The organism is Bacillus sp. ISL-7 (genome assembly GCF_018613065.1).
The window spans coordinates 102,063-123,770 of sequence record NZ_JAGGQW010000007.1; the positions used below are offsets into that span (position 1 = coordinate 102,063).

At 35.9% G+C, this 21,708-nt stretch carries 21 protein-coding genes; 4 read left to right on the plus strand and 17 right to left on the minus strand.

Annotation, left to right across the window (positions count from 1 at the left end; all coding sequences use genetic code 11):
* Positions 1-59: 59 nt before the first annotated feature.
* Positions 60-1,091, minus strand: a complete 1,032-nt coding sequence (gene desA / locus J7E66_RS02310) for a Delta(5) desaturase DesA (RefSeq protein ID WP_214997840.1) — start codon at positions 1,089-1,091, stop codon at positions 60-62.
* Between the two features lie 375 nt (positions 1,092-1,466).
* On the opposite strand from desA, the gene J7E66_RS02315 reads away from it, so the two are divergent.
* Positions 1,467-2,912, plus strand: coding sequence for a DEAD/DEAH box helicase (locus J7E66_RS02315; RefSeq protein ID WP_214997841.1), 1,446 nt, complete (start codon positions 1,467-1,469; stop codon positions 2,910-2,912).
* 169 nt (positions 2,913-3,081) lie between these two features.
* Here the strand turns inward: J7E66_RS02315 and J7E66_RS02320 are convergent, their stop codons facing one another.
* The 5 genes from J7E66_RS02320 to J7E66_RS02340 all read right to left on the minus strand — a co-directional run bounded on the left by J7E66_RS02320 (position 3,082) and on the right by J7E66_RS02340 (position 8,004).
* The gene (locus J7E66_RS02320) at positions 3,082-3,984 is read right to left on the minus strand and encodes an NAD-dependent epimerase/dehydratase family protein (RefSeq protein WP_214997842.1); all 903 of its coding nucleotides are present in this window, start codon (positions 3,982-3,984) and stop codon (positions 3,082-3,084) included.
* 23 nt (positions 3,985-4,007) lie between these two features.
* Positions 4,008-4,991: a polysaccharide biosynthesis protein gene (locus tag J7E66_RS02325; RefSeq protein WP_214997843.1), complete on the minus strand. Its 984-nt coding sequence runs from the start codon at positions 4,989-4,991 to the stop codon at positions 4,008-4,010.
* 19 nt (positions 4,992-5,010) lie between these two features.
* Positions 5,011-5,652: a DUF1796 family putative cysteine peptidase gene (locus J7E66_RS02330; protein ID WP_214997844.1), complete on the minus strand. Its 642-nt coding sequence runs from the start codon at positions 5,650-5,652 to the stop codon at positions 5,011-5,013.
* A 158-nt stretch (positions 5,653-5,810) separates the two neighbouring features.
* Entirely contained in the window at positions 5,811-6,776 is a 966-nt protein-coding gene (locus tag J7E66_RS02335; RefSeq protein ID WP_214997845.1) for a hypothetical protein, read from the minus strand.
* Positions 6,751-8,004 (minus strand): glycosyltransferase family 4 protein, encoded by a 1,254-nt coding sequence (locus tag J7E66_RS02340; RefSeq protein ID WP_214997846.1) that lies wholly within the window; start codon positions 8,002-8,004, stop codon positions 6,751-6,753. The genes J7E66_RS02335 and J7E66_RS02340 overlap by 26 nt, the downstream gene beginning before the upstream one ends.
* A 278-nt stretch (positions 8,005-8,282) precedes the next feature.
* Here J7E66_RS02340 and J7E66_RS02345 point away from each other — a divergent pair, with 278 nt between their 5' ends.
* Entirely contained in the window at positions 8,283-8,663 is a 381-nt protein-coding gene (locus J7E66_RS02345) for a DUF4183 domain-containing protein (RefSeq protein ID WP_214997847.1), read from the plus strand.
* Positions 8,664-8,828: 165 nt separating this feature from the next.
* Here the strand turns inward: J7E66_RS02345 and J7E66_RS02350 are convergent, their stop codons facing one another.
* The 6 genes from J7E66_RS02350 to J7E66_RS02375 form a co-directional block, all read right to left on the minus strand.
* Positions 8,829-9,692, minus strand: coding sequence for a sulfite exporter TauE/SafE family protein (locus J7E66_RS02350; RefSeq protein WP_214997848.1), 864 nt, complete (start codon positions 9,690-9,692; stop codon positions 8,829-8,831).
* Between the two features lie 21 nt (positions 9,693-9,713).
* Entirely contained in the window at positions 9,714-10,853 is a 1,140-nt protein-coding gene (gene sat / locus J7E66_RS02355; RefSeq protein ID WP_214997849.1) for a sulfate adenylyltransferase, read from the minus strand.
* A 21-nt stretch (positions 10,854-10,874) separates the two neighbouring features.
* Positions 10,875-12,110, minus strand: coding sequence for a glycosyltransferase family 4 protein (locus J7E66_RS02360; protein ID WP_214997850.1), 1,236 nt, complete (start codon positions 12,108-12,110; stop codon positions 10,875-10,877).
* Entirely contained in the window at positions 12,107-12,265 is a 159-nt protein-coding gene (locus J7E66_RS02365; RefSeq protein ID WP_214997851.1) for a hypothetical protein, read from the minus strand. Before J7E66_RS02365 ends, J7E66_RS02360 begins: the two co-directional genes overlap by 4 nt.
* A 45-nt stretch (positions 12,266-12,310) precedes the next feature.
* Positions 12,311-13,282 (minus strand): hypothetical protein, encoded by a 972-nt coding sequence (locus J7E66_RS02370; RefSeq protein WP_214997852.1) that lies wholly within the window; start codon positions 13,280-13,282, stop codon positions 12,311-12,313.
* An 86-nt stretch (positions 13,283-13,368) separates the two neighbouring features.
* On the minus strand, positions 13,369-14,082 hold the full coding sequence (locus J7E66_RS02375; RefSeq protein WP_214997853.1) for a glycosyltransferase: 714 nt from the start codon (positions 14,080-14,082) through the stop codon (positions 13,369-13,371).
* A 277-nt stretch (positions 14,083-14,359) separates the two neighbouring features.
* Between J7E66_RS02375 and J7E66_RS02380 the strand changes: the two genes are divergently transcribed.
* Positions 14,360-15,442, plus strand: coding sequence for a glycosyltransferase family 4 protein (locus J7E66_RS02380; protein WP_214997854.1), 1,083 nt, complete (start codon positions 14,360-14,362; stop codon positions 15,440-15,442).
* 145 nt (positions 15,443-15,587) lie between these two features.
* Here J7E66_RS02380 and J7E66_RS02385 read toward each other — a convergent pair whose 3' ends face one another.
* Genes J7E66_RS02385 through wecB form a run of 3 tightly spaced genes read right to left on the minus strand, consistent with a single transcriptional unit; the run spans position 15,588 to position 18,492 of the window.
* Complete coding sequence (locus J7E66_RS02385; protein WP_214997855.1) at positions 15,588-16,421, minus strand: dTDP-4-dehydrorhamnose reductase family protein; 834 nt, start codon at positions 16,419-16,421, stop codon at positions 15,588-15,590.
* Entirely contained in the window at positions 16,422-17,408 is a 987-nt protein-coding gene (locus J7E66_RS02390; protein WP_214997856.1) for a polysaccharide biosynthesis protein, read from the minus strand. It lies immediately after the preceding gene.
* Entirely contained in the window at positions 17,401-18,492 is a 1,092-nt protein-coding gene (gene wecB / locus J7E66_RS02395) for a non-hydrolyzing UDP-N-acetylglucosamine 2-epimerase (protein ID WP_214997857.1), read from the minus strand. Before wecB ends, J7E66_RS02390 begins: the two co-directional genes overlap by 8 nt.
* Before the next feature lie 255 nt (positions 18,493-18,747).
* On the opposite strand from wecB, the gene J7E66_RS02400 reads away from it, so the two are divergent.
* Complete coding sequence (locus J7E66_RS02400) at positions 18,748-19,968, plus strand: glycosyltransferase family 4 protein (protein WP_214997858.1); 1,221 nt, start codon at positions 18,748-18,750, stop codon at positions 19,966-19,968.
* A gap of 77 nt (positions 19,969-20,045) precedes the next feature.
* Here J7E66_RS02400 and J7E66_RS02405 read toward each other — a convergent pair whose 3' ends face one another.
* Both J7E66_RS02405 and J7E66_RS02410 read right to left on the minus strand, forming a co-directional pair.
* Complete coding sequence (locus J7E66_RS02405; protein WP_214997859.1) at positions 20,046-20,387, minus strand: DUF4183 domain-containing protein; 342 nt, start codon at positions 20,385-20,387, stop codon at positions 20,046-20,048.
* Between the two features lie 181 nt (positions 20,388-20,568).
* Entirely contained in the window at positions 20,569-21,519 is a 951-nt protein-coding gene (locus J7E66_RS02410; protein WP_251032716.1) for an NAD-dependent epimerase/dehydratase family protein, read from the minus strand.
* Positions 21,520-21,708 lie beyond the last annotated feature (189 nt).

The following is a 21,708-nucleotide window of genomic DNA, read 5'->3' on the forward strand; positions in this document are numbered from 1 at the left end:
GCTGTTATGTAAGTAACAACTCCCCTTAAATTAAGGGGAGCAAGCCTTGATTGATCTAGTTAGATTTCAGGTTTAACTTGTACGGAAAACCTCTTTTTAGCTAAAGCTTTGACTTCTCTAAAGCTCACAAAGTTCTTTCTTTCCTCATCCCACAAGCGGAAACGTATTGACTTTAAGCTTGTAGCAAGAGAAATGGTTGGTACGTTTTGTAACGGAGGCGTATTATTATGTGCTTCCTCCAATTTATAGTTAGGCACCCGTGGGCTTAAATGATGAACATGATGGAAACCAATATTCCCAGTGAGCCATTGCAAAACTTTTGGAAGCTTATAGAAAGAACTACCCTCTACTGCGGCTTTTACATATTCCCACTCTTTGTCCTCTTCAAAATAAGAATCTTCAAAAGTGTGCTGTACGTAAAACAACCAAATACCAGCAGCTCCGGAAATCATAAAAATTGAACCTTGTACTAGTAGAAACGCCTGCCATCCGATTGCCCAACAAAGCAAGGCAATCAAAGCAACGATTAGAACATTCGTTAAATAAGTGTTGTTACGTTCCTTCTGTTTTGCACCTTTGCGGTTAAATCGATTTTTAAGAAGGAACACATAAATCGGACCTAATCCAAGCATGACCAATGGATTACGGTAAAAACGGTAGGCTAGACGAAGTCTAATTGGTGCAGCTAAATATTCATCTACAGTAAGTGTCCAAATATCACCGGTTCCGCGTTTATCCAAGTTACCACTTGTCGCATGATGGACAGAATGCTCATGTCCCCATTGATCAAACGGGAAAACCGTTAACACACCCATCGCAGTTCCAACGATTCGGTTGGCCCGGCGGCTTTTAAAGAAGGAATGATGGGTACAATCATGAAAGATGATGAAAATTCTCGTTAAAAATCCTGCCGCTACCACAATTGGAACTAATGCTAACCAATAGGAAACGGATAGACTTAAATAGGCAAGGTACCACAAGCCAATAAATGGTAGAACCGTGTTAATAATTTGCCATACACTTTCTTTTGTCGTTGATTGTTCAAAGGGAGCAACTTGTTTTTTTAGAGTTTTCGTATTTTGTAAGGTCATTTTATTTGAATTCCCTTCCTTCGTTTCGTTATTAACCAAAGTATAAATGAAGGAATTTGTCCATGTTAGTAGCAGGTGTCATGTACAGGGTATGACAAATGTCACATTTCGATAAATTTTTCATCAAAAAAGTGCCTGACACCAGACGCAGCAGCACTTCTGGGTCATGACACTTTTTTTGATAAAATAAATTTTTCCTTTTCTTTGGCCAGAAAAATTCGCTTCCCAATTTAAATTAGAGCGAACAGTGCTAGTCACTGTTCGTTTTTTACAGTATATCAAGTATAATGGAGCATATTCAGATTATGCATACGATATTTCTTTGCGAGAAATCCTATAGATAAGCCGGATAATACAAATAAACGAGGTTAATATATGAGCGAAAAAAGTTTTACGGATTATAATTTAAGTGAAGAAATCACAAGAGCACTTGCCATTTTAAAATACGACACTCCTACTGACGTTCAAACGGAAGTCATTCCATTAGCTTTGAATAATCAGGACCTGGTCGTAAAGTCGCAAACTGGCAGCGGCAAGACCGCCTCCTTTGCGATACCTATTTGTGACATGATGGAATGGGAAGAAAGAAAGCCACAGGCCTTAATTCTTACCCCAACTAGAGAGCTTGCAGTACAAGTTCGTGAAGATGTAACCAACATCGGCCGTTTTAAGCGAATTAAAGCGATGGCCGTTTATGGAAAAGAACCTTTTTCGAAGCAAAAAGAAGAATTGCAGCAAAAAACCCATGTCGTGGTTGGTACACCCGGACGTGTCATGGACCATATTGACAGAGAGACCCTCGTTCTTGACGAAATAAAGTATCTTATTATTGATGAAGCGGATGAGATGCTGAATATGGGTTTTATCGACGAAGTGGAAGCCATCATAAAAGAGCTTCCATCAGACAGAGTCACGATGGTATTCTCGGCTACCTTACCAAAGGATGTTGAAAACCTCTGTCATAAATATATGAAAAATCCTGTGAATGTCGAAATTGCTTCTACCGGGATCACAACAGAAACGATCGAACATCTGTTAATTGAAGGAAAAGAAGAAGACAAGCTATCGCTTCTAAAAGATGTGACGGTCGTTGAAAATCCAGACAGCTGTCTTATTTTTTGCCGAACAAAAGAACATGTGGATACCGTATATTCGGAATTGGAAAGCTCCAATTATTCTTGTGAACGACTCCATGGTGGATTGGAACAGCAAGATCGATTTGCGGTTATGGATGGCTTCAAAATGGGGAATTTCCGTTACCTCATCGCAACGGATGTTGCCGCACGAGGAATTGATATTGATAATGTAACCCTGGTCATCAATTATGACGTCCCAATGGAGAAAGAAAGCTATGTCCACCGAACAGGAAGAACGGGCCGTGCGGGTAATGAAGGAAAAGCGATTACGTTCGCCACACCGTATGAAGGAAAATTTGTCCGAGCAATTGAAAGATATATTGGCTTTGAGATTCCTAAAATGGAGGCTCCAAAACCGGCTGAAGTGGCTAGAGCAAAAGAGGCTTTCGAGGAAAAAATCAGCGGACGACGCGTCGTAAGAAATAATAAAACCGCTCGGATTAACCAAGGCATCACGAAACTCCATTTCAACGGTGGTAAAAAGAAGAAGATGCGCGCGGTTGATTTCGTTGGAACAATCGCAAAAATTCCAGGAGTTACTGCCGATGATATTGGCATTATCACTATTCAGGATCAAATGACCTATGTTGATATTCTTAATGGAAAAGGCTCACTCGTCTTACAGGCGATGGAGAATGCAACGATTAAAGGAAAGAAGTTAAAGGTTAGCAAGGCAATTAAATAATAAATGCTTTATTATGGACGATTATGGGACCATAATTGTCCTTTAGAGTTTTATAAATCCCTGCATGAAAAATTTCATGCAGGGATTTATAAAACAGAATATGAATACTCTATTTAATACCACGGCTTCAACCTGATTTAATCATACGTTTGATTAGTTTTTCCTTTTTTTAACTTTTTTGTCGAAAATAATTAAGAGTATCAATTAAGGAAGAATTGATAGAAAATATTGGACTCCAGCCTAATTGGATTAGTTTTAAAGGTTTTTCTTCAACAACCAGATCATCAACACCATCGGTTAGCGCTCTAACCTCAAAGTCTATATCTGTTAAGTTTTTATATATTTGAATCAAATCCCTAATTGAATGGCTTTTTCCTGAGCATATTTCATAAACTTCCCCTGCAATCCCTTTATTAAAGAGCACTTCATAAGCGCTTATAACATCGCGAACATCTATGAAATCACGTTTAGAATTTAAATTGTTTACTACCAACACTTTGTCTAACATGTTCTTTTCCATTTGAGCAATTTTATTGGCAAAAATGGAATTAACACCATTAGAACTACCTGGTCCTATTATATTAGATGGTTTTGCAATTACGATGTTCATTTTGTACAATTTTACCCAAGCTTGTGAAATTAGTACCTGAAGTGTCTTACTAAGGCTATAGGGATGTGTGAGATTTGATATTTCGTTGGGGCTAGTTTGGAGAGAAGAACCGACCATGACAATTTTACAAGTTGGATTTAGTTGCCGGGTAGCATCAATGATATATAGTGATGATAACAAGTTGGTTTCTAATGTTGTAATCGGATCAATCCAAGAATCACCAACATGGTTGAGTCCTGCTAAATGTAATAAGAAATCAGGTTTTACTTTTTTTATTAAATGATTCACATCATTCATATTTGTTAGTTCACAGTATTCTGTTTTTATCCCTTTACATCCATCAAAAGGTCGGTTTCTAGTAACAGCTGTTATGTCATATCCTAATCCGGAAAAATGTTTACATGCATGTTCTCCGGTAAAACCACTTGCCCCAGTAATTAGCAACTTTGGCCTCTGATTCATCATTCTGCCTCCATATGATAAAATTACTGTAAAAATTTTGATTTAATCAACAATTTTTTTATTTCCTCATGGTTCATTAAATCATCATTCGAACTATAAGATGACATATTTATTGGTTGACAGTTTGAGTACAGTTCCCTTACTTCTGAAATGTTTACCTCAGGAAGAACAACCAAATATTCTTGGTTATAAACAACTGTATCCTCTATTTCATGGTCTGATACAAGTACTTCATGCAGTTTCTCTCCTGGTCTTGAACCAGTTTCAATAATATTGACTTCTTTTCCAAAATGCTCAATTAAAACTTCGGCTAAATCAATTATTCTGCATGCTGGCATATTTATGACAAAGATCTCCCCGCCCTTACCATCAGTAGCGGCCTTTAATAAAAGCTTGATTGCATCTTCTTTAGTTAAAAAGAATCGTGTCATCCGTTTATCCGTAATGGTAATTTCATTTTTAATTTTTATTTGATCGATAAATAAATGGAGAACACTTCCGTTTGTTCCGAGAACGTTACCACCTCTTACACAAACAAACTTCGTTTTTGTACTAAATAGATTTGCATGTATAATTAATTTTTCACTTATTGCTTTTGTAAAACCATAGAAATTTGCTGGATCTGCCGCTTTGTCAGTTGATACATTAATCACCTTTTTTACTTCATTAAATATAGCTGCATCAATCACATTTTGAGTGCCCGTAACGTTTGTTTTAAGTGCTTCCTTAGGGAATTCTTCACAAACTGGAACATGCTTCAAGGCCGCAAGGTGGAAAACATAATCGACACCTTTACAAGCCTGGAATAAAGCATCCCTATCCCGTATATCCCCTATCCGAAAACTTAACCTTGAGTCTTCAATTTCTCTTCTCATCTTAACTTGACTATCTTCGTTACGGGAAAAAATGATTATTTCTTTTGGATTATAGGTTAATAATTGGAGTGTAAGCTCCTTCCCCCAGGAACCTGTCCCCCCAGTTACTAAAATGACTGCGTCTTTAAACATCTATAAATCCTCCTATTAATTAAGCTTTAATATTAATACCTTTAAAAATGGCTTCCCAGTAATGGTCATTGCCATGCCATTTTTCTTCATTAGGAAGCTCTATGGCACATACATTTTTCACAGGCCAGTCTTTTTCAATAAGGTCTTTGGTATTCGTATGGTTTACAAGAAGAATATGGAATTCATTTTTCACCAATTTCGATAACACTGACTCAAGTTCCAGCAATTCTTCAAAGGTTCCTTCTGTTCTAATAAACAGGATACGTTTTCCGTTGGAAAGTATATCTAAGAATCTCTGAATTCTTCGGTCAAATTTGGCTCTTACCTCAGGGTAAGTGGCTAAATTTGTAAATGTGTTTTTGTTTGCTTTAAAATCATGACTTGAAACGATCTGATAGGCCATATCAGTTACAACAAAATGGGGTTCGGAGCTGTCTACACCAGTAGCATAGCCTGAAGGTATTAAATTTGGCAGGTCCATATAACCAATGAATCGATTTTTCAATAGACTACTAACGCTAGACAATGAAGGGGATGACATCCAGTCCAATGGTCCCGCGAAAGGTCTTAAATTGTTTTGTCTTAGTTGAAGGGCTGCAAGGCACAAATCCCCCAAACTATATATCGCATCGTAAGTTCCTTTTAAATCTTCTAATCTCATAAAAAGTAATCAGCTCCTTACATTAATAAAATATTAAATATTTACCTGTGTTATTAAATGCAAAAATAAAATAAATGATAGGGCTAATACGCTGTATTCAAAAAATTTAATATAAAAAATATAAGACCGTTATCACTTTATAGTGATAACGGACCTTTTTAAGGATTAAATTTTTTCGTGTTTTGATTAATATGTTTTCTAATAAATTTTCTACTTGTTATCTCCATAATTAATGGGTTAGGAAGTCGATAATCATCAGGTACGGTATCTTTAATTTGCTTAAGGACTTGATGATCAACTACGACTTCTGGATTGAATACTTTTGATTCAAACAAAGAATTATATTGGTCGGCTTTCATGGGCTCAAAGATTTGTAGGGTCTTTGGATTAGGTAACTTAAAGTCTTCAGTCAAGACTCCCTTAATTGGTTCCCAAACTTTAGAATCCACAAATATATTTGGTGTAGGAGTATTTGTGGAAAATAATAAATGATACAAAGCACTGTTCATTGGTTTGAACGTCATCTCCGCAAATGGGTTGGGAAGTAAATATTTTTCAGGCACAGAATGTTTAATGGTTTTCCAAACCTCTGAATCCACGAATATTTCTGGTGATTTTATAGGTGTTGAAAACATCGAAGAATAGGAATCGGCTTCCATAGATTTATAGGTTCTCTCAATAAAAGGATTTGGCAGTATATAGTTATCAGGAGTAGTATTTACAATAGATTCCCATATTTGAGGATCTACAAATACTTTAGGAGAAGGTACCATTGTGTGAAAAAGGGAATGATAAACATCGCCTCTTAATTTTTTAAAGGCATTCAATGTGTCTGGATTAGGGAAAACTAACTTTTTGGGAACCGAATCGATAATTTTTTCCCATTCTAGGCTGGAAACAAAAACATTTGGACTTGAGACTGGGATAGAAAACAAAGAATTATATTCATCCGAATTTATTAAAAATATTTTGGAGTTATCATCGAAAGGCTGACTAAATTGCACCGTTTTTTGGGTTCTTGACCAAGTTTTTTGAGACTTTGACCAGGCTTTTTTCAACCAAATCTTACAATTGGAGAAACAAACGAGTAGATATTGATTAATTAATAGGTTCAGATGCTCCATTACTCTCGTCCTTCCCACGTTTGGAAATCGCACCCTTATAAATTTCGATTAAATGTTTAACTCCTTTATCTAAAGACCAATGAGTCATACCCCATTTTTTTGCGTTGGCCCCAAGTCTATTTCGATATTTTTCATCTCCAAGCAACAAATTTATTTTTTTGCAAAGGATTTTAATATCTCCTGCAGGAGTTATCAACCCTGTAACTCCATCCTCAACAATTTCTGGCAATCCACCTACATCATTAACAATTATGGCTTTACCAGCAATTTGGGCTTCTATTACAGATAAAGGCTGATTTTCTAGGAGACTAGGCAGAACAAAGATATCTGATTTTGCTAACAAGGATGGAATATCATCTCTTTTTCCAAAAAACAAAATGTCATCTTCCAAACCAAGGTTTTTACTTTGTACTTTTAATTCAGCTTGTTTATCGCCGTTACCAACAATCCAGCATACCCAGTCTTTACGTATTTTTTTTAATTCACCTAAAGCAGATATTAAATGATCGACCCCTTTTAGTTCTACCAACCTGCCCGAATAAATAATTACTTTTTTGTCCTTCGGACGTATTATGGATGATTTTTGCTTCGACCGTTTAATAAAATTCTCAGTATCAAAACCATAATGCAGTACTTTAATTTGTTCATTTGGAACCTGGAATTCATTTGTTAATATATTTTTTAGCCACTCATTTGCAACAATGGTGACTTCTGCAGATGTAGCTCCTAGCCGCTCTAGCTCATCATAATATACTCTAGCCATATACGATGTATTTGATTTATGAATTGTATTCAATTGATGCCTTATTTCATGAGCTACAGAACCATGAAGAGTAGCAACCAGAGCGGATTTTTCAGGCCTAACCCTATCTATGGAGGCAGTTGAGATTACGTCATGTGTATGAATCACATCATATTTTTCCAACCCTAAATAGGCAGCGCTTAACTCATAGACGTATCGGTGAAATTCAGTATATTTTACTAAATCATTTGCATAAATTGCGGGGTAGGTTTTTTCGTTTAGTTTTGCATTTAATAATGGGAGAAGCTTATCGCTATCTACTTTTCGGTTTTCATTTACAATGTAAACAGAAATATTATCCTCATCATAACCAAGCATATCAACCTCATGACCCAATGATTCAAGCTTTTTCCTAAGTTGAACCATATAACTCCATACTCCTCCTACATGTGGAATAGGCCAATAGGTTGCAAGCAGTATTTTCATTTACATCTCTCCTATATCTATTGATATATCATAACAATATGGGAAGATACTCAATATGGTATAGGCCGTTAACTTAGTTTAGTTTTATATTATATATTTTTTATTTAAACGACTTATAAAAACGATGTCCCTTTTTAATAATCCATTATTTTTATTTCAAAGGGAATAAGTGCAAAATGGGCATATGTATTAACTTAATAAAATTCAACTCGTCTATCTATATCTCATTTTATATATTTTACATATGTTGTATTGAAATATTATAAGGAGGAAATATAATGGGCCTAAAAATTATTAAGCTTGCCGTTACATCTGATACTAAAATTGCTATATCCCCCACAGTTACACGTTTTTTTTATGAAGTGCTTGAGCCTTTGTCACAAATAACCACTTTGAGAATCGATGCTGCTGGATTTTTAGATGACTCTGGTCATAATGTTGATTCATTACCATCCTTAAATCTAAATAATAGCTATTTTAATGTTTATATCAATGGTGTTTTGCAAATGGATGATAATTTCGCTTATACAGCTGGCGAAGAAGGTATTGGGAACCTTCTCATTTCAATTCCAGATGGTTCGGAGATTGCTGCAGGAACTCCTATCATTTTAGAAGTTATAAACTTTAACCCCTCCCTTAAGACCACTTTTGAGACATAACACTTCACAAGATGACATAAAATAAATAAATGAATAGGAAATAAAGGCTACTAAAAAAAGCGTTATATACACCTTTTGAGTTAGCCTTATTTTTTTCAAAAATATTAGACTATTAAAGTATTTTCCTACGGGTCTTCTGCGTTAGACTTTACCATGATCAGTTATTTATGAAGTTCTTTTGTTATTTCGCACTGTATAGATAATGGCTGATGTCCAACAAATTAATATTAAAGAGTAAATAATAATCATCCATAGTTTCATTATTGAAAATGCATTAACTAAAGCATGAGCATTGGTCAGTATAATAAACCCTCCGACAATGACTCCTAATAAATACGAAGGTAATTTTCTTACTAGCCATGCAGCAATGGGTGCTGCAATGACTCCTCCTAACATAAGCGTTAATACCCAAAACCAGTCAACTTCATCCCAACCTATTGAAATGAGAAAGCCTAAAGTGGCTGAAACAGAAACGGCAAACTCACTTGTATCCACAGTACCAATAACTTTCCTGGCTGAAATCCCATTTCTAGATAACAGAATTGGAGTTGTGATTGGTCCCCAACCACCACCGCCAGTGGCATCTGCAAACCCGGCAACCAACCCTAAGGAAATCGATTGTGTATGGGAAAGGGAAATTGATCTATCCTCGCAAGTATAATTGAACTTAAACATAAAGCGGAAAAGGACATAACCTCCAAGAAATAATAAAAACAAAGAGATATATGGTTTTATTATTTCCCCTGGCAGGTTGCTTAAAAAACAAGCCCCAGCAAATGCACCAATAGAACCTGGTATTATCAATTTAAATACAGCCCGGCGATCAACATTACCAAATTTTATATGGGAAATGCCAGAGGCTGCAGTAGTTACTACTTCAGCCAAGTGTACAGATGAAGATGCAACTACAGGGGTTACTCCAAAGGCTAACAACAATGAAGTTGAAGTAACCCCATAAGCCATACCTAAAGATCCATCTATAAGCTGCGCTAAGAAGCCGATAAAAGCGAAAATTATCAGTTTTTTCAATTTCATCCTCCTCTCAAAGTGTCAAATCCCTTTTTGTAAACCTCTTATCAATACCTCGATAACCTCTCTTCGGCTAAATGTGCTTGGTGGAAATTCACCATTTCTTAACAACTCTCTTACCGCAGTCCCTGACAGTATGTCGTGATCTTCTGAGGGATGTGGACATGTCTTGGTAGAAGCCATACCTTCACATTTTTTGCAGTAAAAGCTATGCTCGAAGAAGAGAGGGGTGATACCGAGCTCTTCATTTTCAAAGTTACTAAAAATTTTTTGGGCTTCATATGTTCCGTAATATCTTCCCACCCCTGCATGGTCACGGCCAACAATAAAATGGGTACAACCGAAATTCTTGCGTACTAAGGCATGGAAAATCGCTTCACGAGGACCAGCGTATCGCATTGCTGCTGGAAACACTGACAGGAATACCCTGTTTTGAGGGTAATATTTTTCTAATAAAACTTCATAACTTTCCATTCGAATATCGGCAGGAATGTCATCTGCCTTCGTTTCACCAACAAGAGGATTTAAAAAAAGTCCATCGACCGTTTCGAGCGCTGATTTTTGAATGTATTCATGTGCTCTGTGAACGGGATTTCTTGTTTGAAATCCAACTATGGTATTCCATCCATGTTCCTTGAACTTATTTCTTGTTTCTGCGGGATCTAGATGATAAGAAGCGAATTTTCCCTTTTCAGTTTTCCTCACAAGCCGGATTTGACCAGCCGCATAAACAGTAGGTCGTGCAAATAATTTTTTAACACCTGGATGAGCCAGGTCGCTCGTCTTATAAACTTGCTGAGCCTCTTTCTTCTTGTCAGGAATATATAATTGTTCCAGTTTTAACACGCCATATACAGTCTGATCTTTCACCAATTTTACCCATTCACCTACCATTAGCTGCTCTGCTTTCTCATTGCTTATAGGCAGGGTAATTGGGATGCTCCAAACAGTTCCATCAGCCAGGCGCATACAGTTTACAACTGAGTTATAATCTTTTTCATTTAAAAAACCCTTTAGTGGACTATAGGCTCCATTTCCGATTAGTTCCAGATCACTTAAAGCCATATTATCCATTTCAATTTCTTGATTAATAGAATCATAATCAAAAGTTGGATTGAATAACTGTACCAATGTTCCCCCATGTGGAGCAATTTGGCTCATGTATAGCCCTCCAATCATAGTTTATTTATGGTCATTCGATGAAATCGCGTGCTTATACAAAGCAACGAAATTGTTCACCATTTTATCGATTGACCATCTGTCCTTTGCCCATTCCTTCGCGGAGTTTGCAAACTGTGTCCTGATGTCGGGATTGTCGAGAAGATAATTTAAGTGCAAGTATAATTGATGGCTGTTTCCTGCCGCTGCCACTAATCCATTTTCCCCGTTTATAACCATTTCAGGCAGTCCTGCTGCATCGCTGACGATTACCGGAACTCCACTAAGTTGTGCTTCCATGACAGAATGCGGCTGAGTATCCTGCAGACCGGGAAGAACAAAAATATCTGCTTGTCTAAGAAAATGCGGGACATTATCCGATACTCCTAAAAACTTGACATCGCCCTCAAGGCCCATGTTAATACATTGTGCTTGTAACTCATTCTGTAACAATCCTTCACCAAGAATCCAGCACTCCCAATCACTTCTGTGAAGTTTTAAAATAGAAAGTGACTCAATAAGATGCTGTAGTCCTTTAAGGTAAACCAGGCGGCCTGTAAAAAGGATTACCTTTTTATTAGGTGGACGGCTAATGGACGTTTCGACTTCTGAACGTTTAAAATAGCCTTCAATATCCATTCCGTATGGAAAAGTAAACAGCTTGTCAGCTGAAACGGAAAATTCATTTATAATTTTTTCACGCATCCAGTTTGATTGAGTATGGATATAATCACTACAATGGTAACCCGAATATTCTAAAGCTTTATGATACTCATACTCAAACCTGTCTTTAATTTGATTTTCGGTTAAATAGCGGTTCCCCGTTTTTAAATGGTAGAATATTGCCCCTGAGAGGTTGCCGTGTGCACTGGTAACTAAAGGAATATGCTTTGGTTTTACCCTGCTCATGGCAAGTGCCGCTATGACATCCTGTGCATGGATAATATCGTATTGGTGAAGGCCGTAATACAATGATGATAATTCCAGGCTGTAACGATATAACTCAGTATGGTAAATCCAATAGTTGGAGTGTAATGTGGGGAAGGCCTCTGTTAATTTTTCCTTAATATAAGGAGAAAGCTGGGAGATTTCAACTTCTGGCTGACGTCCAATGATGCGATACTTGGTAGCTTCAGGGTTGTGACTGAGTACATCTACGGTATGTCCTAATTGTTCAAGCCGATTTTTTAATTGCGATACAAACCTCCAAATCCCGCCAAGTGCAGGAAGTGGATAGTAAGAAATCAATAAGACTTTCATTTTATTAAACCCTCATTTGGGGGATAAAACTTTTTGATCGTTTCTGCTAGTTGTGGATCAGGAATAGTAAGCTCCAATGCCGAACTATCCTTTAAATGTTTCCAAAGATCAAAATCCTTTACGGATAAATTCGCAGGTTGCTGCTGTTCTGTCATTTAAGCCACCCTTTCATTAAATAACTTTGTATATTTTATTATTGGTCATTCATTGGCGCTGTGAATGGAGTAAATAGCGTTCATATCATAATCCTCAAGTTGCTGTTCCCATAGTAATTTTTCATTTTTTAAATCATAGCAAGCAATTCTGGTCGGAAGAACTCCGTACTCACCTTCCCAAAATACTTTCCCGTCAGATGCAGTTTTTCTTACCGGCCGTATTCTTGTAAAACCGACAACCACTTTATCAGAATTCAACACTTTAATTCCTCTGCACCAGCCGAGTGGATTATTTGTGTTTGTCATATTGTTTAAATTATACGTTTGTTTGGCTTCATGATTATGAAGGTCAACTTTGACGACATGTCCATCAACCTGGGTAAAGTAAAGGGAGTCTTCGAAGACAACGCCATCATGTACCAGCGCTCGTCCAATATCGATGCGCTTATTGGAGTTAGTTAAGCATATGGCATCCTTTTGTAAACAGCGGGTGGCCCAAATATCATCATTGATTTTAAATACATAATTTGGGTGTGATTGATGAGGCTTTGTAGATGCGACTTTACGATAATCAATGTTACGGGAGAATCGCTCCCAGGTATTTCCGCCTAATACATTCCACTCGTTTAAAATTTCTCCTGTAAAAGATACTTCAAGAACCGTATCTAAGCCGGTAATGACAACCAATAAATTCCCTTCTGCAGTCGGACGGACATGATGAACATCATTAAAACATGGGAGCGAGAGGTAGTTGACTAGTTTGAAATCAGGAAGATAGTATACTAAAATTTCTGTTTGCGTGCCCACATATAATAAATTATTATGATCTGTACCAGCTGAAAATAAGATAGAGGGGTTTTCTTCGCTGCAAACTCCTGAGGGAGATATATATTCAACACATTTTTCAGCTATATCTTGTTCTGGACATACTTTCAAGATTAATCCCATTTTGTATTGTTCCCAGTCTTTAAGGATTTGGTTTTTTTGCTTCGCTCCGACAATATAGAATTTTTCCAACAATCTCACCTTTTATATTCGTATATTTTACGTATTGCTTAATTTTTTAGAAGGTCACTTGTGTCCGCAAGTGAACGAGCTTTATCTTATAAAAAATCACGGATGTACTCCTTGAGGAGGGGACGATATTTGTTGTTAAGAAAAGCAATTTCTTTTTGGATTTGTGGTTGATATTTTTTTGTTCCTGCCTCTTCGTGTGACCTGAATTTAAGGAGAACTTCATCTAAATAGTGGATTGGATAACCATTTAAAAACATCCGAAACCACATATCATAATCATGTGTATAACGCATGTCGGGATTGAAATATCCAATGTGATCAAATATCTCTTTCTCCATCACCACACTACAGCCATTTACAGGGTTCAATCTGAGGAAGGCCTCATAGACCTCTCTTACATTTGAAAAGCGCGGGCATGTCCACGAGATTAGAATGTTATTATTTTTGTCAACGTAATCATAATTTGTAAAGCTTGCCTTTGCATTGTGTTTTTCCATGAATGCGACTTGATGGGAAATCTTTTCTGGCAGAAAATAATCATCTGAACTCAACCATGCAATATATTTCCCCGAAGCAACACTTATACCAAGATTTAATGCTGTAGCCGTACCTCCATTTTCCTTTTTCAGATAATAAAAATCCCCTTGGAATGGTTGAAGCTTTTCCGTGTATTTCGTCGAACCATCATCAACAACAATAATTTCTATATTCGGGTACGTTTGATTCAGCGCACTTTGTATGGCCTGATCTACGTAAGAGCAGTTATAAAAAGGGATAATAATCGAGACTTTAGGTTCCATTTCTCCCCCTCCTAAATACATGTAATAAACTCAAAACTAAGTAAACATAACCAAAGTTAAAATGCTTGTGACGTTCTAGCGTCTATCAATCTAGTGATAAAATCACCCCCTTTCAAAAAGTTTTAATACTCTAACATGTTATGAGCAGAAGCTAAAAATGCATGGACATTTGTTTGAAAAGGATAAAAATATATTTTATTAATGTGTGGGTGTCTTAAACCCTTGTCTCAAATGAAACATATACATACCATATGTTCGAAGATCAGGAGGAAAAAATATGAATATACTTTTTGTTTTTTATGTGCCAAGTGGTGGAGTAGAAACATTGAATCGTCAGAGATGTTCCGCACTCAAGAAATTGAACATCACTTGCCACTTCTTGTATTATCGGAAACAGAGAGAATTGGTAAATGATCATGATGCACCAACCTTTATTACAGATGACGACAACGAAATAAAAAAAATAATAGATGAAGGAAACTATACAGCAATTATTATTATTTCAGATTATCGGGCGATAAAAAGATTTAGGGACCTAGGGTACACTGGTAAAATAATTTTAGAAATTCAAGGATATGGCCCGAAACATGTTGCGAGGTCGGAGCTTCAGAATGCAATACCTTTTGTTACTGGTTATGGTAATGGAGTATTAAACCCAAAAACCCCTCATATCGTGGAAATATTTAATGAGTTTTATCCATCCTTTCCAAAGTTCGCCTTTAATAACTGTTTTGATACAAGTCAGTTTAGCTACCAATCCCATCCTGTCAGCAATCAACCCATCATAGCTTGGACTGGGAGAATTGAGGATAATAAGAATTGGAGAGAATTTCTCCACATCGGCCATAAACTTATTAACCAAAATTATTCAAATCTAAAATTATATATGTTTGAAGATCCTTCGTTATCAACAGCAAAAGAAAGAGAGGATTTTCACCAATTAATTCAAGGGCTGAATCTTGGAAACAATCTTACAATCCATTCAAATATCCCCCATAAAAAAATGGCTGACTACTTTTCGATTATTGGCGATTCAGGCGGCTTTCTTTGTTCGACCTCTAAAGTAGAAGGTGCCCCGTACGCAATTCTCGAAGCAATGAGCTGCAGATGTCCGATATTAACCACAGATTCTGATGGAGTCAGAAGCTCCATTATTCATAACCAAACTGGCAAGTATTACACCATTGGGAATATTGAAGAAGCAGTTCGAGAGGCTAATGAACTTATGACAAATCAATACTTGCGGGAATATATACGTGCGACAGCACTTACACATGTAAAACAAGAATTTAGTCCAGAATTATATAGCAGACATTTTGCCGAAATGTTAACCAGTTTAGGCATCGTTCTTAAAAAGTGAAATAAATAAGTTTCTCAAGTCCTTTTTTAGGACTGGGTATAGAAAACAATAAATGATGTAGTTAATCCTTTAAAAACAATTGAACCGGTTTAGTATGGATGATGTAAATCACCCTGCTAAACCGGTTTTTTATGACGGACGGAAATCATTTATTTTTGGTTTCCATCCAATTCTTTAATGCTATTAACATCTGTTTATAATCTGGAATTACATATTTAAAATCAGTTCTAGTGTTTTTAATCGTCCGATCAAGCACGGTTGCATGATCAGGGATGATTTCAACATCATTTTTACCAAAAACATCCTGAATCAATTTTAATAATGAATACTTTGAAATTTTTTGTTCTGAACCCAACTGATATAAACCTGTAATCTGGTGCGTGATTAATTCTTCTGTTGCCTTAGCTAGTTCAAGAGTTGTTACACCATTCCATAAAACGTTTTTATACCCTTTAATTTTTCCCGTTTGTTTCATGAACCATAAAAACAATCCAATTCCATCCTCTTTCATTTCTGGACCAATTATTGAAGTGCGTATTGTCAAGTGTTTATCACTGATAACTTCACCCAATTGTTTAGATTGGGCATAGACTGAAGTACCATCCGGAAAATCATCCTCTGTATATTCTCCTTTTAATCCCGAAAACACACAGTCTGTACTAATATGAATTAATTTCCCATGTTGGCGCTCAATAAATTTTGCTAATTGATGAGGAAGCAAACTATTTACCTGGAAGGCAAGAAGAGGGTTATTGGCTGCATGATCATTTAATATACCAACACAATTGATGATGATATCAGGTTTTAACCTTTCAATGGTTTCTTCAACTCTTTTAAAATCAGTGACATCCAAATAAATACTTTTTTTATCATCGGCATTCCTTGAAGTATAGTGTACCTCATATTGTGGTTTGTCCATAAAATATTCAGTCATTATATGTCCGGCCATACCTTGTCCACCAAGTATGAGTATCTTCATTTAAATAAACCCGCCATTAAGTAGCATTTCTTTAATTTCGTCTTTACTTAATAATCCTGTGCTGGAGTTATAACTCTCTAAATTAACACGTTTATATCCAGTATAATGCTCCTTTAGACCTTCAATATGAATGGGAGGTAGTATAACAAAATACTCATCATCATAAATGTAAGTCATATTACTTTCATACTCTGAAAGAAGTTGTTCATGGATTTTTTCCCCAGGACGTATACCTAATGTTTCAATCTGAACATTTTCCTTAGTTGAAGCATCTATTAGGACATGGGCAAGATCGAGAATTTTGCATGCAGGCATCTTCATGACGAAGATTTCCCCGCCAACGCTGTCAAAGGTTGCCCTAAATACAAGTCTTATAGCCTCGTGAACTGTTAAGAAAAAACGAGTCATTTTTACATCTGTAATACCAATCTTTTGCTTCTCATTAATTTGCTTTTTAAACACATGTATCACACTACCATTTGTTCCTAATACATTACCTCCACGTATACATACGAACCTTGTATTGGTATTTCGCAAGTTTGAATGAATAATAAGCTTCTCTCCCATAGCCTTTGAAAGTCCATAGAAATTGGCAGGGTCTGAGGCTTTATCAGTAGAAATATAAATAACCTTCTGGACTTTGCATTCTATAGCTGCATCTATTACATTTTGTGTTCCAGTAACATTCGTTTTCATTGCTTCAGCGGGCTGATCCTCACATACTGGAACATGTTTTAAAGCCGCAAGGTGGAACACATATTTAACATTTTGGCATGCCTCAAATAATGCATCCTTATCTTTAATATCGCCAATGATAAAATTCAATTTTGGATTATTGTCAAATTCTTGCTTCATTTTGAATTGATTGGATTCATTCCTTGAAAAAATTCGAATTTCTTTCGGATTGTGTGTTAATAGCTGCCTGACTAATTCATGGCCCCATGAACCAGTACCGCCTGTCACCAGTACTATTTGGTTATTAAACAACTTTTATGCCTCCTAGTAATAGTTTAATAATTTTGTCTGCCACATTTTTATAAGCATAACCCTCTGGAAAGGACCATGTTTTCGGCAGATTTACCATAATATAAACACAGGCTACAATTTGATTCGCATCAATACCCGAGAGGATATTGCTTCCACACTCGATCGTTTCAGGTCTTTCAGTAGATTTGCGAATTGTAACCGTTGGAACATGAAACAAACAGCATTCCTCTTGAACAGTACCGCTGTCAGTTAATACGCAAAAAGCACTTTTTTCGAGTTTTATAAAGTCAAAGAAACTAAATGGCTCATGGAATTCCACTAAAGGATGAACGGTTATAGCTGAGCTGCTTTGTATGCGAGATTTAGTACGGGGGTGTAAACTGCATATCACTCTTTTTTTATAGGCTTCTGCTACAAGATTGATTCCTTTAATAATCTCGAGTAAACGATCTTCATGATCCACATTTTCAGCTCGATGAATGGTAACTAAAAAATAACTCCCTTCTTTTAAATTTAATTTCTCAAGGATTTTACTTTGCTCTATTTCGTCCTTGAAATGCTCTAAAACCTCATTAATGGGATTTCCAGATACAATAACCCGATTTCTAGGGATTCCTTCATTGATTAAATTCTCTTTGCTTTGAGGAGTATATGGGAAATTAAAACTCGATATTGTATCAATAATACGACGGTTTTTTTCTTCTGGTACTTCAAGATCGAAACAACGGTTTCCGGCCTCCATATGAAAAACAGGAATTCCCATTCTTTCAGCTAGGATGGAACTTAACCCACTGTTTGTATCACCTAATACTAATACTTTATCAGGCTTTTCTTTTATGAAAATTGTCTCTAAATTTTTATACATGGTTGATAATTGCTGCCCAAGGGACATCTGTTCATCAGACAAAATATAATCGGGGTCTCTAATCCCTAATTGCTGAAAGAATATATCACTTAATGAAGATGTATAATTTTGTCCTGTGTGTACTAAAATATGCTTTTCAGCATACTTATCCAATTTTTTTATAATGAGACTTAAGCGTATAATTTCAGGCCTTGTCCCTAAAATGGTCATGATTTTCATCATCCACCCCCTACATATAATTAGAGTTCTTACACTATGCCCCTTTTGATAATTACTTTATAGATTATTCATTTATTTTATATTTGCTATAGACATATAAATTAATTAATTTACATCGATATCCATAATCAATATTCCTCTCAAAAAATCCAGGGAGATAAATAAATTATTGTTGTTCAAAAGGACAAGTACCCTATACCAATTTATCCTTCCAAAATACAATATTAGATAGTTATTTTTAAGGGAGATGTGGTAATGAAAGTTTTGCTTGCAACGTACTGGGCTGTTCCACACCTAGGTGGAGTTTGGACCTATATGGTTCAGCTGAAAGAAAAAATGGAGTCTTTAGGACATGAAGTGGATTTACTGGGTTACGGTCATGATAATTCCTATGTACACATGGTAAATAAAGAACGAAGGGTAGAAAAAAGTGAGTGGTTTTCCCTGCTTAGCGACAACGCTGAAAGCTTTATTAGTTTCCATATAAATCCCTTGGTGCAGTATACTGAAACTCAACAAAATTTTTACACGAAAGCCGTTAGCTACTTGGGTTTAGAAAAATACGATATAATCCATACACAAGATGTTATTTCTACAGCAAGTATTAATAGAATCCGCCCCGCACATACAGCATTAGTAGCTACACTTCATGGATGTGTAGCGCATGAGATTAGGCAGCAACTAACTACTATTCATAACTCTCCAACTTCTTACTTGGCAAGGGCATATTTTGATGATCTTGAACATATTGGGGCTACATCCCCAGAGTATACAATTGTTGCGAATAATTGGTTAAAAAATATTTTAACAAATGAGTTTAATGTACCAGATGAACAGCTTAAGCTATCTAACTATGGATACGATACAGAGTCCTTTATTAAACAAATGAAAGAGGAAAATTCCTTTCAAAAACCTAGTGACAAAAAAGTAATCATTTATACTGGAAGACTTGTAGAACTTAAAGGGGTTCAGTTCCTAATATCTGCTCTTTCCAAGCTGAAAGAAATTCGTACTGACTGGGTGTGCTGGATTGTTGGAGAAGGTGATAAACAGGCAGAGTTACAAATTCAAAGCCGTACTTTGGGGTTAGAAGAGAACATTATTTTTCATGGAAAGAGAAATGATGTACCTTTTTTATTAAGTCTTTCTGATATTTTTGTTCTTCCCAGTCTAATCGAAAACCAGCCTCTGGCTGTCATAGAAGCACAAATTGCCGAAAGAGCTATAATAGTTAGTGATACAGGTGGATTGCCTGAAATGGTGGAGCATGGGGTAACAGGTATAGTAACTCCTGCTGGAGATTCAGAGGTCTTATGTAAAAATTTGAATTTATTACTCAGTAACGAAAAGTACAGAAAAATTATAGGATCCAATGCCCAGAAATGGGGAATGAAACATTGGATTCCGGAAGAGGCCGTTGAGAAAGTATTGAATGTATATCAAAGTGCAATCTCTAAAAGGAAAAAAACTAAGTAATTTATAAACGGCTGGAAACAATACGAGTAGATATTGTTTAATAACAATGTGTCCTTTTTTTAATCTTATTTTTTTCATTAAAATTTAAGCATTTGTAAAATAATAGGTGCTCCTTTTGCTGGAATGTCATCCGTAAGGAAAGTAATTTTTCCTTCTTCAATTAGGTAACATGTTTTGGGTTGTAAAATTCCATTTATAAACAGATTGATAAATGATACGTTTCTTGGATCTAAGATCTTTTGTTTTCCGTAACCCATTAAGGCATCTTTTTCTGTGTAAACCCTTTTGAAACCATCCGATAGGGCATAAAATTCAATAGTATCTACCTGTTTACGACTAACATAATATTCTTGTCTTTTTATCACTGGAAAGTTTAGAAAAGGAGGGGGATATTGTATTGTGGATTTACGTTTTCTCAAGTCACTTTCCTCCGTTCACCAGAAAAAAACAGATGTTAAGTATTTAATCCATTATATTTGCACCAAAAGAAATAAGTGTGTAAAAAAATGGGTATATGTATCAGATTTAAAGGATGACTCTAAAAAAGTGGTTTATAGGCCACCTTTCGAGTCAGCCTCAGTTTTTATTAAAAAACACAAGCTATTGAATTTTTTCACTAAATTGGCATGTTTCTGCTAAACCTTCGATAATTGAATATTTTGGTTGCCAGTTCAGTTCCATTTTTGCTAATTGATTATCAAGACAACTGTGATTGATGTCTCCTAATCGTTCCTGTTTATATTCAGGGACAATTTTTTTATTTAAGATTGTATTTAATTTTTCAATAAGTTCATTGATGGATATTCGTTTGTTTGTGCCAATGTTATATGTTCCACTTTTTTCTGTTTTTAGTGCGGCTAGATTCGCTGCAACGACATCCTCCACATAAATAAAATCTCGTGTATGTTCTCCATCTCCAAATACAACAGGGATATCATTATTCATCATTTTATTAATAAAAATGGAGATAACACCACCTTCGCCCTTTGGCATTTGCCGAGGACCATAGACATTTGCATATCTTAAAATTGTATATTTTACGTTATAAAGGTGTGCATAACAACGGATATAAAGTTCTGGTGTATACTTGGATATACCATAGTTGGAAAGAGGATGAATCGGATGTTGTTCACTAACCGGCAAATTTAGTGGTGTACCGTAAACGGCTGCAGAAGATGAATAAATGAGTTTACTATTATACTTTTTGCATAATTCAATAATGTTAATAGTGCCTAAAATATTTATTTGTGAATCAAGGTTCGGATTGTGTATGGATGTTTGTACGTCTATTTGAGCAGCCAAGTGAAACACAGCCTTTGGTTTCACTTCTTCAAAAACTCCTATCATTTTCTGTGCGTCTAAAATGTCTGACTGATAAAACTTAGCCCTTGGATTAAGGAATTGTCGTTTTCCGGTCGATAAATTATCGATAACATACGTATCAAAACCTTCATTTATTAGCCTATCAACTAGATTCGAACCAATAAATCCTGCGCCCCCAGTGACGATTACATTCATTTCTTCTCCTTCTTTCATCCTTTGCTTTTTCATTCCTCCTAATGTTATGAAAAAAGATTGTACATGGTTCCATGGTTTTTGCAAGAAATAAAGTTATCAATTATGGAATATAAAGCTAACTTTTTGAAGTTCTTATCATATATTATTTTGTGGCAAGTTGGATTATTCTTACTCGTGTGTAAAGATGACTAAGCAGACAACTGTAAACGATAAACTAGAATC